This window comes from Pseudoalteromonas sp. SWXJZ94C (assembly GCF_015864385.1).
Taxonomy (GTDB): domain Bacteria; phylum Pseudomonadota; class Gammaproteobacteria; order Enterobacterales; family Alteromonadaceae; genus Pseudoalteromonas.
Map to the genome: position 1 here is coordinate 56,288 of NZ_JADYXF010000016.1, position 17,055 is coordinate 73,342.

General features: G+C 39.8%; 15 protein-coding genes and 1 pseudogene. 7 read left to right on the plus strand and 9 right to left on the minus strand.

Annotated features, from left to right (window positions below):
- Positions 1 to 8: 8 nt before the first annotated feature.
- Positions 9 to 857: a MoxR family ATPase gene (locus tag I6F65_RS08830; RefSeq protein WP_010554437.1), complete on the plus strand. Its 849-nt coding sequence runs from the start codon at positions 9 to 11 to the stop codon at positions 855 to 857.
- Between the two features lie 266 nt (positions 858 to 1,123).
- Entirely contained in the window at positions 1,124 to 2,311 is a 1,188-nt protein-coding gene (locus I6F65_RS08835; RefSeq protein WP_197112478.1) for a VWA domain-containing protein, read from the plus strand.
- 53 nt (positions 2,312 to 2,364) lie between these two features.
- Here the strand turns inward: I6F65_RS08835 and I6F65_RS08840 are convergent, their stop codons facing one another.
- The 7 genes and pseudogenes from I6F65_RS08840 to tkt form a co-directional block, all read right to left on the minus strand.
- Positions 2,365 to 3,708, minus strand: a complete 1,344-nt coding sequence (locus tag I6F65_RS08840) for a hypothetical protein (RefSeq protein ID WP_197112479.1) — start codon at positions 3,706 to 3,708, stop codon at positions 2,365 to 2,367.
- Between the two features lie 365 nt (positions 3,709 to 4,073).
- Positions 4,074 to 4,357: pseudogene (locus tag I6F65_RS22050) on the minus strand (helix-turn-helix domain-containing protein).
- Positions 4,358 to 4,451: 94 nt separating this feature from the next.
- The gene (locus tag I6F65_RS08850; protein ID WP_197112480.1) at positions 4,452 to 4,907 is read right to left on the minus strand and encodes a GNAT family N-acetyltransferase; all 456 of its coding nucleotides are present in this window, start codon (positions 4,905 to 4,907) and stop codon (positions 4,452 to 4,454) included.
- A gap of 64 nt (positions 4,908 to 4,971) precedes the next feature.
- Positions 4,972 to 6,147 carry an NRAMP family divalent metal transporter gene (locus I6F65_RS08855; RefSeq protein ID WP_197112505.1) on the minus strand — a complete coding sequence of 392 codons (1,176 nt, stop codon included), beginning with the start codon at positions 6,145 to 6,147 and terminating at the stop codon, positions 4,972 to 4,974.
- Between the two features lie 202 nt (positions 6,148 to 6,349).
- Positions 6,350 to 6,706, minus strand: a complete 357-nt coding sequence (raiA, locus tag I6F65_RS08860) for a ribosome-associated translation inhibitor RaiA (protein WP_024611277.1) — start codon at positions 6,704 to 6,706, stop codon at positions 6,350 to 6,352.
- A 177-nt stretch (positions 6,707 to 6,883) separates the two neighbouring features.
- Entirely contained in the window at positions 6,884 to 7,198 is a 315-nt protein-coding gene (locus I6F65_RS08865; protein WP_165736236.1) for a pyrimidine/purine nucleoside phosphorylase, read from the minus strand.
- Positions 7,199 to 7,383: 185 nt separating this feature from the next.
- Positions 7,384 to 9,375, minus strand: coding sequence for a transketolase (gene tkt / locus I6F65_RS08870; RefSeq protein ID WP_197112481.1), 1,992 nt, complete (start codon positions 9,373 to 9,375; stop codon positions 7,384 to 7,386).
- A gap of 303 nt (positions 9,376 to 9,678) precedes the next feature.
- Here tkt and metK point away from each other — a divergent pair, with 303 nt between their 5' ends.
- The 5 genes from metK (at position 9,679) to serA (ending at position 14,102) form a co-directional block, all read left to right on the plus strand.
- Positions 9,679 to 10,830, plus strand: a complete 1,152-nt coding sequence (metK, locus tag I6F65_RS08875) for a methionine adenosyltransferase (RefSeq protein WP_197112482.1) — start codon at positions 9,679 to 9,681, stop codon at positions 10,828 to 10,830.
- A gap of 163 nt (positions 10,831 to 10,993) precedes the next feature.
- The gene (locus I6F65_RS08880) at positions 10,994 to 11,539 is read left to right on the plus strand and encodes a hypothetical protein (RefSeq protein ID WP_197112483.1); all 546 of its coding nucleotides are present in this window, start codon (positions 10,994 to 10,996) and stop codon (positions 11,537 to 11,539) included.
- Positions 11,540 to 11,559: 20 nt separating this feature from the next.
- Entirely contained in the window at positions 11,560 to 12,156 is a 597-nt protein-coding gene (locus I6F65_RS08885; protein ID WP_166110632.1) for a 5-formyltetrahydrofolate cyclo-ligase, read from the plus strand.
- Positions 12,157 to 12,209: 53 nt separating this feature from the next.
- The gene (rpiA, locus tag I6F65_RS08890) at positions 12,210 to 12,863 is read left to right on the plus strand and encodes a ribose-5-phosphate isomerase RpiA (protein WP_197112485.1); all 654 of its coding nucleotides are present in this window, start codon (positions 12,210 to 12,212) and stop codon (positions 12,861 to 12,863) included.
- Positions 12,864 to 12,872: 9 nt separating this feature from the next.
- Entirely contained in the window at positions 12,873 to 14,102 is a 1,230-nt protein-coding gene (gene serA, locus I6F65_RS08895; protein WP_166110638.1) for a phosphoglycerate dehydrogenase, read from the plus strand.
- Between the two features lie 403 nt (positions 14,103 to 14,505).
- Here serA and I6F65_RS08900 read toward each other — a convergent pair whose 3' ends face one another.
- Together I6F65_RS08900 and radA are read right to left on the minus strand one after the other, a co-directional pair.
- Positions 14,506 to 15,438 carry a hypothetical protein gene (locus tag I6F65_RS08900; RefSeq protein ID WP_024612341.1) on the minus strand — a complete coding sequence of 311 codons (933 nt, stop codon included), beginning with the start codon at positions 15,436 to 15,438 and terminating at the stop codon, positions 14,506 to 14,508.
- Between the two features lie 75 nt (positions 15,439 to 15,513).
- Positions 15,514 to 16,899, minus strand: a complete 1,386-nt coding sequence (gene radA, locus I6F65_RS08905; protein WP_024612340.1) for a DNA repair protein RadA — start codon at positions 16,897 to 16,899, stop codon at positions 15,514 to 15,516.
- Positions 16,900 to 17,055 lie beyond the last annotated feature (156 nt).

Genomic DNA, 17,055 nt, shown 5'->3' on the forward strand with positions numbered 1-17,055 from the left:
GGTACACCGTGCAATTTAATTCAACTGACAATTACATAGCAAGTAGCGCGCTTAAACAAGCTGTAAATGCTGCCATTATGCTCGAAAAACCACTTTTAATTAAAGGCGAACCTGGCACAGGTAAAACTATGCTGGCTGAGGAGTTGGCTAAAAGCCTAGATACCACGCTTATTCAGTGGCACATAAAATCGACCACTAAAGCGCAGCAAGGTTTATACGAGTACGACGCGGTTTCGCGCCTGCGCGACAGCCAATTAGGTGACGAACGTGTACACAATATTGGCAACTACATCGTTAAAGGTAAGCTTTGGCAGGCATTTACATATGCAGAGCTTAACGGCAAACGCCCAGTACTACTCATTGATGAAATAGATAAAGCCGATATAGAGTTCCCAAACGACTTACTACTTGAGCTTGATAAAATGGAGTTTCATGTTTATGAAACTAACGAGCGCATTGTCGCAAAAGAGCGCCCTATTGTGATCATCACTTCCAATAATGAAAAAGAATTGCCGGACGCATTTTTACGCCGCTGCTTTTTTCATTATATTGATTTTCCTAGCAGCGATGAAATGCAGCAAATTATTGACGTACACTACCCTAACGTTAAACAGGATTTAGTACGCCAAGCACTTGAGGTATTTTTTAACCTGCGCGAAGCAAACGGCCTTAAAAAGAAACCATCTACCAGCGAATTACTCGACTGGCTTAAATTACTAATGGCAGAAGACATAGACGCAAAAACACTGCACGATAAAGCTAAAAAAGGCGGTTTAATGCCCATGTTTGGCGCATTACTCAAAAATGAGCAAGACATCAGCCTAATCGAAAAGCTCGCGTTTATGAGCCGTCGCTAGGGCCTGTTGACCTTTCAGGATTAAAATTTGTTCTAACTAGGGACGATTTAATCGTGGCGCGAGGTTTGTAGCCTAGTGGGCTAAGTAAAAGCCGAGCAACAAAGAATTAATCGTCCCTAGGACGAACCTTCAGGCAGCGCGTGTTTGGTATTTATGCTGTGTTATCGCCTATTTATGGGGAATAACCACACTACATAGGCTCTGCTTTGCCTAAATACCAAACACACTGCTGCAAATTTAACCTCGAAAGATAAACAGGCCCTAATATGTTAGTACAGTTTTTTTTCACGCTACTTAAATACCGTTTACCGGTAAGCCTGCGCGAGTTACTCGACTTAATTAACGCCTTAAAAAAAGGTGTTATATTTGCCGACGTAGACGCCTTTTACCATTTAGCACGCACCATAATGGTAAAAGACGAAACGCACTTTGACCGATTTGACAAAGCCTTTAGCGACTATTTTAGTGGTATTGCTGACCTCGATTTGCTCGAGAGCTTAAAGCAACAGCACAACTTACCTGAAGACTGGCTACGTAAAGAATTCGAAAAAAACCTAAGCGATGAAGAAAAAGCCCAACTTAAAGCTATGGGCGGACTCGACGAGCTTATGAAAACCCTAAAAGAGCGTTTAGAAGAGCAACAAAAACGCCACGCAGGCGGCAATAAATGGGTGGGCACTGGCGGCACATCACCTTTTGGTGCCTATGGCTATAACCCCGAAGGCGTACGTATTGGGCAAGACGGCAACTGTAACCGCCAAGCGGTAAAAGTGTGGGATAAACGAGAATACAAAAACCTCGACACCGACAGAGAAATTGGCTCGCGCACAATTAAACTCGCCCTTAAAAAGTTACGTAAATTTGCTCGCACTGGCGCAAGCGACACGCTAGATTTAAACGAGACTATTCGCGCTACCGCAAAGCAAGGTGGCATGCTTGATGTAAAAATGGCACCCGAGCGCCACAATGCAGTAAAAGTACTCATGCTGTTTGATATTGGCGGCTCAATGGATGACTACATTCACACTTGCGAAGAATTATTTAGCGCAGCCCACAGCGAATTTAAACATTTAGAGTTTTACTACTTTCATAACTGTTTATACGAGCACGTTTGGCAAGACAACGCACGCCGCCATTCAAACGTGATTGACACCATGACACTGATTAATAAATTTACCAGCGACTATAAAGTAATATTTGTGGGTGACGCCACTATGGGACCTTACGAAATAGCTTATGCGGGCGGCTCGGTAGAACACTACAACGAAGAGCCTGGCAGTGCATGGTTACAACGTGTCACAAATCACTTTGATAAAGTCGCCTGGCTCAACCCACAACCCATTGAACACTGGCCTTACTATCAATCGATTGGCTTTATAAAAGAGTTAATGAACAATCGCATGTATGCGCTGAGTTTAGACGGGATAAGCAGAGCGATAAAAGAGCTGAGTTGATAGTTAATATCAATGACAGCTCAGTGCCATTTCCGGACGTTCGTAACGGTTTGTTATAACCCGTTTGATGCTTCGGGGTAATATACAGTACCAGTCTCGCCTGATTTAATTCGATTTAACCAGTCATGGTAAACGTTCGGATATAAATGCTGTCTAGCCACACCTAGCCCTTTAAGGGCGCTTTCTAAATTAACTACCTTTTCAAGCTTATCATCCATATGTGCTTCCATATCATAATCAATACGTTTACTAGGCTCTGCTTTATCGCCGTCCGATAAGAAAAAATCTGGAAGTTCAAGAGTGTTTAAATCGTCAAAATACCAGTTTTTATCTTTGAATTGATCTGCTAGTTTTTTGGCTAAATACGCTCCTTTTTCATTTAGAAGCTCTGACACCAATTCAAACTCCAACTTATATTGAAGTAATAACGACGATTTAACATCCTCAATCGACTTATTTTTACTTTGATAAATCTTTAATAAAACTCCTTCCATTTCTTCTAACGTTGTCGAATTAGTGATCCTTTTAGTCGTTTCTGAATGCATTGCCAAACACAGCAGCAAAGCTAGGCAAAGTGTACTACGGTGCATGCCTCTCGACATTTCCATTTTCAAAGCGCTAATTAACTCTTGTGGCGCACCAGAGAATATATGACTTAAAATATATTCAGGGAATGAACCAATAAAAAAGGTAGGGGCATTTAGAGAAAACCTTGAAATAAGGATCATTATCAATAGCTTTTGACGTAATTTCAACTCAGGAAACAGCTGATTTATCAACGCAAGAAAGCAAGAGTATTCACTGCCACTAAGAGAATTTATATCTTCATTAACCTGCGCGACTAACAAATTTGAAGATACTAAATCATCTTCATATAAATCACATGATATTAACTGCTCTTGTGAGTATGCATGCCCTTCAAGCAGAGAAAGCATTGTGATTGGCGTTGACTGAATTACGCCATCATATTCATTTAAATAATGTATATGAACAAACACGCCACACTGTTCGTCATGCTCAAGTGAATACTTTAATTTAAGAAAGTTTTGAGCTGTATTTGGGTTTTGTAGCAGTTTGGAATGCATCTGAATCTCTGCATCATTTAAAGAGATTACTTTTAAATACGCTTCAGTTGGGTTATTAAACCAATTATACATTCTACAGGTGTATTCCATCCCCCACAGAGTTGAAGTCCCATCTAATAAATGAGTAGATTCGTGTTTATACGTTTTAAATATCTCAAGTTCAGTATTACTAAGAGTATTGAGGTTCTTTGTGTTGATTATTCTTTCAATATCTTCAACGGACTTACCATTACCCTTATTGTTAATTTCAATTTGCTGTAAGCCAAAATCATACTGCCCTAAGGTTTGATCTTTAAAAATACATCTACTCAAAATTACTCCGACATGACAGAGGGTTATAACAATTTAATAGTGCACTCATCGCGCATATTTCTGCCGACTTAACGCTCATTTATCTACTTTTAACAAATTACCTAAGGCATTACTATCACTAAGTTTTCTAAATTTTTTAGGTAAAGTTAAATGAATCAATATGCGCGCAGCGCTCATTTTAATGAATATATGCGCAAAGAGCAGTTTAACCAATCAATTAACGACGATATTTAGCCAACCTCAATGACCGGTTATCGCTCTCAGCCGCCACAAGAAAGCAATAGATCGCGTCTTTCTTTTTGCCTTTTGAAATATGTAATTCAGAGAAAGTCTGAATTACATACTTAGATTTGTTTTATAAAACCCTACAACTCAGCTATATGATTTAGTGTATCAGGGTGACGTTGTACAAGCTTTAACAGTGTTATCGCTTGCCCATTTGGTGCGCTGCGTCCTTGTTCCCAATTTTCGAGCGTTCTTGCTAATGTATGTTGGATATTTCTCGAATATTTACTATTTCATCAGGTGAGATAGCAAGGTCGTTGATATCATTTACTGTATGAGTACGCAATGTAAGCTTATCTTGTGAATGCGCTTTAGCATCAACAAGCGCTGTAGTTAATTCTGAAAATAAATCACGTTTACTCATTGTTCCATCCCCCTAAAAACTCTTTTAATTGCTTTTTATGATCTGCTTTTGAACATGACTTTTCGTTTCGCTATAAATAATGAGCGCATACAACTTAAAGCGCTTTACTCATAAACAAACTATACGGGTCTAGCTCATAATCACCAAACGGCTCGCATTCTTTAAAACCAAACTGAGTATAAAGCTTTTGCGCGGGTAAAAACGCCTCTGCAGTGCCTGTTTCTAAGCTTAGAATTTTGTAACCTCGCAAAGTTGATTGCTCAATAATATGCGTGAGTAACTTAGCGGCTATGCCTTGGCGTAAATAGCTGCTTGATGTGCGCATTGATTTAATTTCGCCTTCGGTCGCATTTAGTGCTTTTAAAGCGCCAACACCCGCTAAATTATTATCAATCCATAAGCTATAAAAAGTTATATCGGGCTGAGTGAGTTTGCTCACATCAAGTGCATGCACGCTCTCAACGGGTGAGTGTTTTAGCATATCGTTATGGTGTGCTTGTAGTAGCTTTATAACGTGTGGGTTTGAAAGATCGCCTGTTCTAATATCCATTTATACCTCATTTAAATTTTAAGCTTTAGAGCTTTAATTAAAACCCTAAAGTAAGTGGCTATATTTAGAATGCTAGTTTCCACACTACAAATGCTACTGCAAAGCCTATTAAATACACTAAGCCTAGCCACGTTAAGCTGCGCAGTAACACGCTGTGCTTAATGGCGGGCTCTGAGCGTACAAGGCTAAAGTTAAGCCATGCAAATACAGGCGTTGTAACAAATGAAAGTGTCATTGCAAACGTAAGCATTGGGCCAAGGGCTGATTTAAAAAATAAAATAACCGCCATACCGGCAAGTGCTTGTAGTATTAACCAAATATTTAGGCTGTGTTTTGATTGCTTAAAGCCAAGTAGTTTATGAGACTCATTAAGCGTGCGGGCGTAGCCATCAAGCACGGTGAGTGTGGTGCCAAACATACATAAAAAAGCGATTGCTGATACAAGCGGTCTTGCCCACTCGCCTATTGTTAATGCGTACATATCGATAAGCTGCTTGGCAAACGCGACACCACCGAGTTCTATGCTGCTGGTTTGCCCGTATTGCACTAATACACCTAAGCTAAAAAACACCAGTGCTAAGCCTGCTGTAAGCCAGTAACCTACGTTAAAATCGAACAGGCCTTGGCTTTTAGTGACTGTTTGCTGCGCTTGCTTTTCTTTTAGCCATAAAGAACTTAATGCAGATATTTCGATAGGCGCTGGCATCCACCCCATTAAAGCCACCATAAAGCTAAGCATTGCAAGTTCGTAAGGTGAAGGACCCACATAATCAGCAGGTGCCATTGGACCGTTATTAAACGCTATAGCAAGAGCAATTAAAGTAGCGAGCGTAAGCAGCCCCATAATGCCTTTGGCAACGTTATCGAGCGCTTTAAAGTGTCCAAGTAGCAATATAACTAAACATACACCCAGCAGCATCCAACAAAGCAAGGTTACTTCAATAACAATAGGTAAGGCGTAATGCAGTAAGCTTGCGGTAAGTAGTAATACGCCGGCGGTATTAACTACGGCGGCTACAATGTTTAAACCAATAAAGCTGTAAAAATAAAACGGTCCTTTGCTTTTATAGCCCTCTACTAAGCTATTTTTAGTGGCAAGTGTGTATTCCATACCAAAACGAAAAAACGGGTATTTTAAAACATTAACAACGAGGATTAACCAAAATAGTTGCCAGCCAAATATTGCTCCAGCCTGTGTAGACGCAACTAGGTGAGATCCGCCAATAGCGGCCGTTGCCATTAGGATCCCAGGACCAAGCGCACCTAGTCGAGATTTCCATACTGCTTTTGTTTTGTGCATTAATTTCTCAAAATATGTGTGTTGTGTGTTCTTTTTATCAATTTTTATAATTAATAAACCGCAAGAACGCATAACTTACCTAAATTACAGGCAATAAAAAAGAGCCATACGGCTCTTTTTTACAATACTTTGTGACTAAATTTTATTTAAGATCCATCTCTTGGATGATCTCGTGTGCGATTTCAGGTGTTGTACTTACAGGCTTTTCGTGTAGGTTTGCTTTTATCTGCCCTTTTCGATGTTTTAGTGCCGCATCGAGTTTTTTAGCTGCGCTTGCAATGGCTGGGTACATAACTTCGTTTTCCCCTTTTACCGATATGCGCGTGCCTTCGTAATTAGTGCTAATTTCAGCTTGGATTTTATGATGTTCTTTAGACAAAATAATATCGAGTGCAATAAGCGATGGAAAATGGCTCTCGATTTTTGAAAATTTTTCGTTGATGTGCTCTTTAATAGAGTCAGTAACTTCAACATGGTGACCAGAAAGATTAATTTTCATAGGGTATCCTTTTATTTGTTACCTCATAAATAGTATTGGGGGCTATTTAGATTAACACAAGGAAAAAAGAGAGATATTTGAGGTTTATTTACGGTTTTTGGTGATTTAAATCATGCGTTGCGCAAAGTTTATGCAAAGCCCATAGTGCATGGGCTTTCAGACGTCTAGCTGTACTGATTAATCTGTGTACGAACAACAGTAGTCAGCAAAATCAGATACTTTTACTTTAAAGCTTACATTTGCGTCAACATTAAACGACTCACCTGCGTTAAATGTTTTCCACTCGCTTGCGTCTGGTAATAAAATATCCCATTGGCCAGCTAAAAGCTCCATGCATTCTTTTTGGTTTGTATCAAAAACAAACTCTCCTGGTTGCATAAAACCTAATGTTTTCGCTTCGCCATCACCTAAAATAACGGTACGACTTGACACTTTTCCGTCAAAATATACATTGGCTTTTTTTACTACACTTACGTTATCGAACTTTGGCATTTTTAGCTCCTGCTATTAATTTAAGATTTTTATTTATAAATTTTATCGCACTACCTTGCCTGATAGCTTACTTTCTTGCAAGGAAAGCAGCATTGACCAAGGTGAAGTTGCTTCATGTAAGGGCATAAAAAAACCCGCAACATGTGCGAGTTTTTCAATTACTTACTTTGTTTAATCAAAAGCGATTAAAAAAGCTCGTTTGCTTTGCTTACAATGTTTGCCACTGTAAAACCAAAGTGTTCAAACAACTCATTAGCTGGTGCTGACTCACCAAAGGTGGTCATACCTACTACTGCGCCGTTTAGACCAACGTACTTGTACCAGTAGTCAGCAATACCTGCTTCTACTGCTACGCGGCGTGAAACAGATGCCGGTAATACGCTTTCTTTGTATGCTGCGCTTTGATCTTCAAAGGCATCAGTACATGGCATAGACACAACACGTACCTTTTTACCTTGGCTGCGTAGTTCGCTTGCTGAATCTTGTGCTAGTTGTACTTCAGAACCCGTTGCAATGAAAATAATCTCTGGGTTGCCGTCACAGCTAAGGATGTAACCACCCTTTTTAACGTCACTTAATTGCTGTGCGTCACGCGCTTGTTGCTCAAGACCTTGGCGAGTAAAGATTAACGATGTAGGACCATCTTTACGCTCAATAGCTTGTTGCCATGCAATTGCCGACTCAACTTGGTCACATGGACGCCAGTTGTATAAGTTAGGCGTTAAACGCATGCTTGCAATTTGCTCTACTGGTTGGTGAGTTGGACCATCTTCACCTAAACCAATTGAATCGTGCGTGTATACAAAAATGCTTGGTTGCTTCATTAATGCAGCCATACGAACGGCATTTTTTGCATATTCAACAAACATTAAGAACGTAGCGCCGTAAGGAATAAAGCCTTTATGAAGGGCAATACCATTCATAATTGCCGACATACCAAACTCACGTACACCGTAGTAAATGTAGTTACCGCTTGCATCATCGCGTGTTAAACCTTTAGAGCCATCCCAAATTGTTAAGTTTGAGCCAGCTAAATCGGCTGAGCCACCCATAAATTCTGGTAATAACGGACCAAATGCATTTAATGCATTTTGTGACGCTTTACGAGAAGCAGGATTTGCAGGGTTTGCTTGCAATTGCTCAATATACGCTTGAGATTTTTCAGCCCAATCACCAGGAAGCTCGTTATTAATACGACGCTTGTATTCAGCTGCAAGCTCTGGGTATGCTTTTGCGTATGCTGCAAACTTTTCGTCCCAGCTTGATTCAAGCTGTTGACCTTTTTCTTTGCTATCCCATTGTGCGTAAATATCATCAGGAATTTCGAAAGCATCGCCAGTCCAACCTAAAAATTCGCGAGATGCTTTAATTTCGTCATCACCTAGTGGTGCGCCATGACAATCGTGGCTACCTGACTTATTAGGTGAACCGTAACCAATAATTGTTTTACAACAAATAAGTGATGGCTTATCGGTAACGCTTTTAGCCTCTGCAATTGCAGCACTTACAGCGTCGCTGTCGTGGCCATCAACACCACTAACTACATGCCAACCGTACGCTTTAAAGCGAGCTGGCGTATCATCGGTAAACCAACCTTCTACTTCACCATCGATAGAGATACCGTTGTCATCCCAAAATGCAACAAGTTTACCCAGACCTAATGTGCCTGCAAGTGAACCTGCTTCATGAGAAATACCTTCCATAAGGCAGCCATCGCCCATAAATGCATAGGTAAAGTGATCAACAATATCGTGACCTTCACGGTTAAACTGTGCAGCAAGTGCTTTTTCGGCAATTGCCATACCTACGGCATTTGTGATCCCTTGACCTAATGGACCCGTAGTAGTTTCGATTCCTGGTGCATAACCATATTCTGGATGACCTGGTGTTTTAGAATGCATTTGACGGAAGTTTTTAATTTCGTCTAGTGGTAAATCATAACCACTTAGGTGCAATAGAGAATATATAAGCATTGAACCGTGGCCGTTCGATAATATAAATCGATCTCGGTCAGCCCACTCTGGATTTGTTGGGTTATGCTTTAGATAATCGCGCCATAATACTTCTGCGATATCAGCCATGCCCATAGGGGCTCCAGGGTGACCAGATTTGGCCTTTTGTACTGCGTCCATTGACAAGACGCGAATAGCATTTGCAAGTTCTTTGCGAGATGGCATGAATTCTCCTACCTTATATGTGTATTTGCGCGGGTATTTATGTAATCGTTTATGTAACCAAATATCTTGGATACTGCTATACATCCATTCTTACTTAATGTGGGGGCGGTGTGCAATTAAAAACCCCAGAAAAGGGAGCATTATGAATTTTTTTTGAGACCAGAACGACATTAGTAATTTTATTTAGACGTCTAGGCGTAAAAACACTATGCAATTAGTTTTGTTTTCGATAAAATACGCCCCTTAATTTTTTAGCGCTAATACCGACATTTGTGAAGCGCAATATTTGTGAGCAGAAATACAATGGCAAAACATTTATTTACTTCTGAATCAGTTTCTGAAGGTCATCCGGATAAAATCGCCGATCAAATCTCTGATGCGGTACTTGATGCAATCCTAGAGCAAGACTCTCAGGCTCGCGTAGCGTGTGAAACTTACGTGAAAACCGGTATGGTTATGGTTGGTGGTGAAATCACTACTAGCGCATGGGTTGATATCGAAGAAATTACACGTAAAACAATTCGTGACATTGGCTACACAAATTCAGACATGGGCTTTGATGCCGATTCATGTGCTATTTTAAACACTATTGGTAAACAGTCTCCAGACATTAACCAAGGTGTTGACCGTACTAGCCCAGAAGAACAAGGCGCTGGCGACCAAGGCTTAATGTTTGGTTACGCATGTAACGAAACAGAAGTACTAATGCCTGCCCCAATTACTTACTCACATCGTTTAGTACAGCGCCAAGCGCAAGTACGTAAAAGCGGCGAGCTTAACTGGTTACGCCCAGATGCAAAATCTCAAGTTACTTTTGCATACGAAAACGGCAAGCCAGTAGGTATTGATGCTGTTGTACTTTCTACTCAGCACAGCGAAGACATTTCGCAAAAAGATTTAGTAGAAGCTGTGATGGAAACAATCATTAAGCCGGTACTTCCTGCAGAACTTATTACAAGTGCAACTAAGTTTTTCATTAACCCAACAGGTCGCTTTGTTATTGGTGGACCAATGGGTGACTGTGGTTTAACTGGTCGTAAAATCATTGTAGATACATACGGTGGTATGGCTCGTCACGGTGGTGGTGCTTTCTCTGGTAAAGATCCATCAAAAGTTGACCGTTCTGCGGCATACGCTGCACGTTACGTTGCTAAAAACATTGTTGCTGCTGGTCTTGCTGACAAGTGTGAGCTACAAGTTTCTTACGCAATTGGTGTTGCAGAGCCTACTTCTATCAGCGTTGAAACGTTTGGTACAAGCAAGCTAGAAGAAAGCAGTTTAATTGAGCTTATTCGTGAACATTTTGACTTACGCCCTTACGGCTTAATTCAAATGCTTGATTTAGAGCGCCCTATCTACCTTCCTACAGCGGCTTACGGTCACTTTGGTCGCGACGAGTTCCCTTGGGAACGTACAGATAAAGCAGACGCACTTCGCGTAGCTGCTGGCCTTTAAGCCAATAATGTAATAATATAAAACGGCCCTTTTTAGGGCCGTTTTTACATCTGGAGTTTATTTGTAGTATTGTTCGTAAATAAAATAACTATAAAATCAACCTCGAATTCTTTTGTACTTTAGGTATATACTCATTTCATTATAAAGCTTGAGAGATAGTTAAATGACCGACAATTTTCGCGTTATATTTGCAGGGCTTGCAGATGACATTGATGCAAAAACAGCATGCACAACTTTAGCGCAACGGCTAAAAACCTCAGAAGAAAAAGTAACGCTTTTTTTTAAAGGTAAACCCTTATTTGCACCAAGCAATAAAGACAAAGCATTAAAACAAGCAAAATTACTTGTTGGTCTTGGCATAAAAAGTAAGCTTCAAGCTATCTCTAGTGCATCAAGCACAAATACCGAGCAAGCAAATAATCAACGCGATGAACGCATTTTTGATGCACTCGATTATATTACCAGCAGCTTAATTCGCCTTGAAGAAAAGCTAGAAGAATTAGAACAACGGCTTCCTGAAGCAGAGTCAAAAGCGCAAATAGAAAACAACGATGAATGGCAAGATGACGACCTGATGCTTGATGAAGAGCTTATTAGTGCACCTAAAAAGCGCAGTAATGTTCTTTTATATTCACTTATAGCCACGGTAGTAACACTGCTAATAGTATTGGCGGCATATTTAGCTTTTCCTAACTTATTTTCTTTTTAATTACCTAGCGAAGCACTAACATGAGCAATAAACGCGCACAGATCAGAAAGTCAGTCCGTGAAATGCGTAATAATTTATCAAAAAAACAGCAATTATTTGCCGCTCAATCGCTTAAAATGAATTTTATTCAACAGTTAAAAAGCAAAAAAACAGATAAAAAAGAGCATATAGCAATTTATTTAGTTAACGATGGTGAACTAGATACATCATTGTTAATTAATGAGTTATGGAACTTAAACCATGAAGTTTACCTCCCTATAATACACCCCTTTAACGGGGCTAATTTACTCTTTCAACGTTATGAAAAAAACTCACCCATGAAGGCAAATCGCTATGGTATCTTGGAGCCTAAGCTGAATTGCTCTGAGATATGCCCATTACCAGCGCTTGATTACCTTCTTATGCCGTTAGTTGCATTTGATAAACAAGGTAATCGCCTCGGAATGGGGGGTGGGTTTTACGACCGAACATTGGCACGTTTGCACGAACAAGATTGGCAAAAACCACAACTTATTGGCTTAGCACATGAATGCCAAAAAGTTGAAACATTACCAATTGAATCGTGGGATGTACCACTTAAAACAATTATCACTCCAGATAAAATATACAGTTGGTAACAATTAAATTTGGTTACTAGCCGCATATCTCTGACATACATGAGCACATAGCAATGACACAAGACGAATTAAAAAAAGCAGCTGCTTGGGCAGCACTCGAGTTTGTAAAAGAAAACACTATTGTAGGTGTAGGTACAGGCTCTACAGTTAATCACTTTATTGACGCTCTTGGCTCAGTAAAAGATACCATTGTAGGTGCAGTATCGAGCTCTGAAGCTTCAACAGCGCGCTTAGAGGCGTTAGGTATTGAAGTGTTTGAACTTAATAACATAGATGCTTTAGATGTTTACGTTGACGGTGCTGACGAAATAAACGCTCAAAACGAAATGATTAAAGGCGGCGGTGCAGCCCTTACTCGCGAAAAAATAGTCGCTGCTGTAGCGAAGCAATTTGTGTGTATTGTTGATGACACCAAATTAGTAAAAACATTAGGCGACTTCCCGCTTCCGGTAGAAGTTATTCCAATGGCGCGCAGTTACGTAGCACGAGAATTATTAAAACTTGGCGGCGACCCAGTCTATCGCCAAGGTGTAGTTACCGACAACGGTAACGTTATATTAGATGTATTTAACTTAAAAATTACCAATGCCAAACAATTAGAAGCACAAATTAATTCAATTGTTGGCGTAGTTACCAACGGCCTATTTGCGATGCGTGGCGCTGATAAAGTAATTATCGGCACTATAAATGGGCCTCAAATTAAATAGGATGAGGTTATGAGTAAGGTATCGTTAGCAAAAGACAAAATTAAAATTCTCTTGCTTGAAGGTGTTCACCAAAGCGCTGTTGAAACGCTAAAGCGTAATGGTTACAGCAACATCGACTACGTTAAAACATCCTTACCTGAGGACGAACTAAAAGAACGTATTAAAGACGTGCACTTTGTAGGGCTTCGTTCTCGTACTCATATAAGCGAAGCTGTATTAGATGCCGCTGAAAAGCTAGTTGCAGTTGGTTGTTTTTGTATTGGTACTAACCAAGTTGACTTAGACAGCGCGCGCGAACGCGGTATTGCTGTCTTTAATGCACCATTTTCTAACACTCGCTCAGTTGCTGAACTTGTACTTGGTGAAATACTGCTTTTATTGCGCGGTATTCCAGAACGTAATGCAGCAGCGCATCGTGGTGGCTGGTTAAAAACAGCAAATGGCTCGTTTGAAGCGCGTGGTAAAACGTTAGGTATTATTGGTTACGGTCACATTGGTACTCAGCTAGGCATTATGGCTGAAAACATTGGTATGAACGTAGAATATTACGATATCGAAGATAAGCTATCTCTTGGTAATGCAAAACAAGTGCATAACCTAACTCAGTTATTACAACGCTCTGATATTATTAGCTTACACGTACCAGAAACACCGCAAACTAAAAACCTAATTGGTACAGCAGAACTTGCTGTTATGAAGCAGGGATCTATTTTGATCAACGCTTCACGCGGTACCGTAGTTGATATTGATGCACTTGCAGAAGCACTTACAGAGAAAAAACTAAGTGGTGCCGCAATTGATGTGTTCCCTACTGAGCCAAAGTCTAACGATGAAGAATTTGTATCACCACTGCGCCAATTCGACAATGTTATTTTAACACCACACATTGGTGGCTCAACACAAGAAGCACAAGAAAACATTGGTATTGAAGTAGCTGGTAAATTGGCTAAATATTCAGATAACGGCTCAACTATTACCGCAGTTAACTTCCCTGAGGTATCGCTGCCAGAGCTTGCTAATCGTAGTCGTTTATTACACGTACACCACAACCGTCCTGGCGTACTAACGCAAATTAACCAAGCGTTTGCACAGCACGGTATTAATATTGCCGCGCAATACCTGCAAACAGACGCAGCTATTGGTTATGTTGTTATTGATGTAGATACTGATCACTCTGAAGTCGCACTTAAAGAATTAAGCGCTGTTGAGGGTACAATTAGAGCACGTATTCTTCATTAATAAATATTGGCTATTTGAGCAATAATTACACTTTAAAAAAACACCGCACTTAAAATTTAAGTGCGGTGTTTTTTTAGCTTTGCATTTTACATAAGTTACATGAGCGCGATGTAAAATCGCACCTACATTGGGTGTATGTTGTTCTTTAGGTGATGTTTTGTAGGTGATGTTTTTTTAGGTGATGTTTTGTAGGTGATGTTTTGTAGGTGATGTTTTGTAGGTGAGGTTTTGTAGGTGAGGTTTTATACCTCGCTTTTTAAATATTAGAGTAGTTTAAATAACACCATTTAAAATAAAAACATCAAGGCACAAAAAAGCGCGAGTAATACTCACGCTTGAATTATTTGAATTGAGCTATCAATACCTTTTTAGGTTCATTGACAGCAAACAGCTAAAACAATTATTAATCGCCTTTAACTTCTAAGTTAATAAACTTAACTAGCTCATCAGGTTGACCTACAAGCATCATTATTTGTTGATTAACTTCCATCATAGTTTTGCCTTCAGGTAACTTAGCCGACATTGAAAATGAATTTAAGCCTTTAACAAAACCAATAATTGCTTGCGCTATTTCGTCAGTTACTGGAGCTTGTTGTAACTGTTGCTCAACCATCATTTGCATTTGCTCAACGCTCATACCTTGCTTTTTAAGCTCACTTTCTAAAAGTTCTTTAAGCTCGCCTTGGTTATTTAAAACAAGGTTAACGCTACGAGGTTCTAGCTTGCTCATAGCTTGCATTATTAATGTTTGTTGCTGTAACTGTTGCTCATACGAAAGAGGCTCGTTGCCTGCTGCTCGCTGCGCTTTGCTTATCTCAAGTGACGCTTCCATAAGTGCTTTAGAGTTAGCTAAGCCCATATCCATATTAAAACTAATAATATCTTTTGCATCAAGCTTAACAACTACATCACTGTCGCCCGACTGTTCATCGTAATCAAGTGATGAATGCAAATCGTAACTGGCCGTCGCTAGCATTGGATTTGTATCAGCAGGTAACTTTGCTACAAAGTCTTTATTAAACTGAAAGCTTTTTACATCAAACGATGTATGAGGAGAAATTTTATCTGGCTCATAACCGGTTACTTCGATGCTTTGAATATTAGCAACATTGTCACCCTCAGGGCTTATCACTTCCATGTTTGTAATTTCTACGCTTTTTGAAATAACACTTGCCGATAAGCCAGCATATTTAAATGTAGCGCCTGTTTGCTCGCTAACTAAAGCCAGTTGCTTGTCTACTTCTGCACGCACTTCTTGCGTTGCCACGTAATTTGCATAGCTAACACCACCAACGCCCGCAGCAATAATCGCTGCAACTATAACTAATTTTTTCATGTTATTTCCTTATTTAATTCTTTATATAAATTGTCTCTACTTAAGAGTAACACTGAAGAACATCACCGATAAGTGTTAATTAATCAAACTAAGTAACTCATGCACCGTTTTTACCGGCGTAATTTTAGCGCCTAGCCCTTCCATTGATTTATGATAATTACGAAATGGAATAAATATTTCAGTAAATCCATGCTGTGCGGCTTCTTTAACTCGCGGTACACCACTGTCGATTGGGCGTACATCGCCGTTTAAGCTAAGCTCTCCCATAATGCAAGTAGTACGAGGCACTACAAATTCATTTAAACTGCTAAGTAGCGCGGTAACTAACGCCAAATCTATACAGGTTTCTGTCTCATCGATTCTTAAGCCACCCACAATATTAAAAAATGTATCGTGGAATATTTTAGTTTTAGTGTGTTTACGCAATATGCCAGTCAGCATTTTTATACGATTCATGTTTAAACCAACACAAACACGCTGCGGGAATTCTGCCTCTGTTTCGGTGGTTAAACACTGAATTTCGAGTAATAAATTACGATTTCCCTTACGTATACACGTAATTGTAGACCCTGGTGAATCTGTGGTGGAGCCCGATAAAAATATTTCACTTGGGTTATCAACGCTTAACATTCCGCGTTCGCACATTTTAAAAATACCAACGGTATCAATATCACCAAAGCGGTTTTTATTTGCTCTTAGCGTTCTAATTTGTCCATCGTTGGTATCTATATGTAAAAGTGCATCAACTATATGAACTAGTGTTTGGGGACCTGCTATTTCGTTGTTTTTATTTACATGGGCAATAATGAACATAGTTACATCATTTTGCTTACAGTATTGAGTAAGTGCTTGGGCGGCACTTTTTACTTGCGAAGGCGAACCAGGGCTGCCATTTGCCGTATCGGTTACAACTGCTTGAATAGAGTCGATAACAGCAAACTTAATTTTATTCTTCTCAAGCTCTTCAATAATAACTTCAACACTGGTTTCTGATAATAAATAAAGCTCATCAGCGTTATAGTTTAATTTTAAACGATTTACCCTGTTTTTAAACTGCGATAAAGACTCTTCTGCCGTACAGTAAAGTGATGGCATGCGCTGCGACATTCTTGCCACTAAATCAGACAGCAGCGTTGTTTTACCTGCCCCAGGATCGCCTGAGATTATATTAACAGACCCTGTTGTGACACCACCGCTTAAAACACGGTCGAGCTCGCCAATTTCAGTTAGCTGTTTTTCAGCTTCTGTTGTAGTGATGTCATTAATTTTTTTAGAGCCACCACCAATGCCACCAGCATAGCCACCTACGCTTGCTCGTGCTGATGCTTTTTGACTTTGCCCTGCCGAAGGTTTAAATTCTGCTAATGTGTTCCACCCACCGCAGCGGCATTGACCCTGCCAACGTGGGTAGTTCATGCCACATTCTGTACACACAAACTCTATTTTTGCCGCTTTAGCCATTAATTATCTTACCTACTTATATCTTTAATTTTTAAAATACTTATTTTTAAGTACTTATTTTGCCATTTCATGCTTTTGTTTAGCAACATACTCTTGCCAACGGGGAAATTCAGCACCACAATCATTAAACACAAATGCTATTTTCTTTTTTACTAT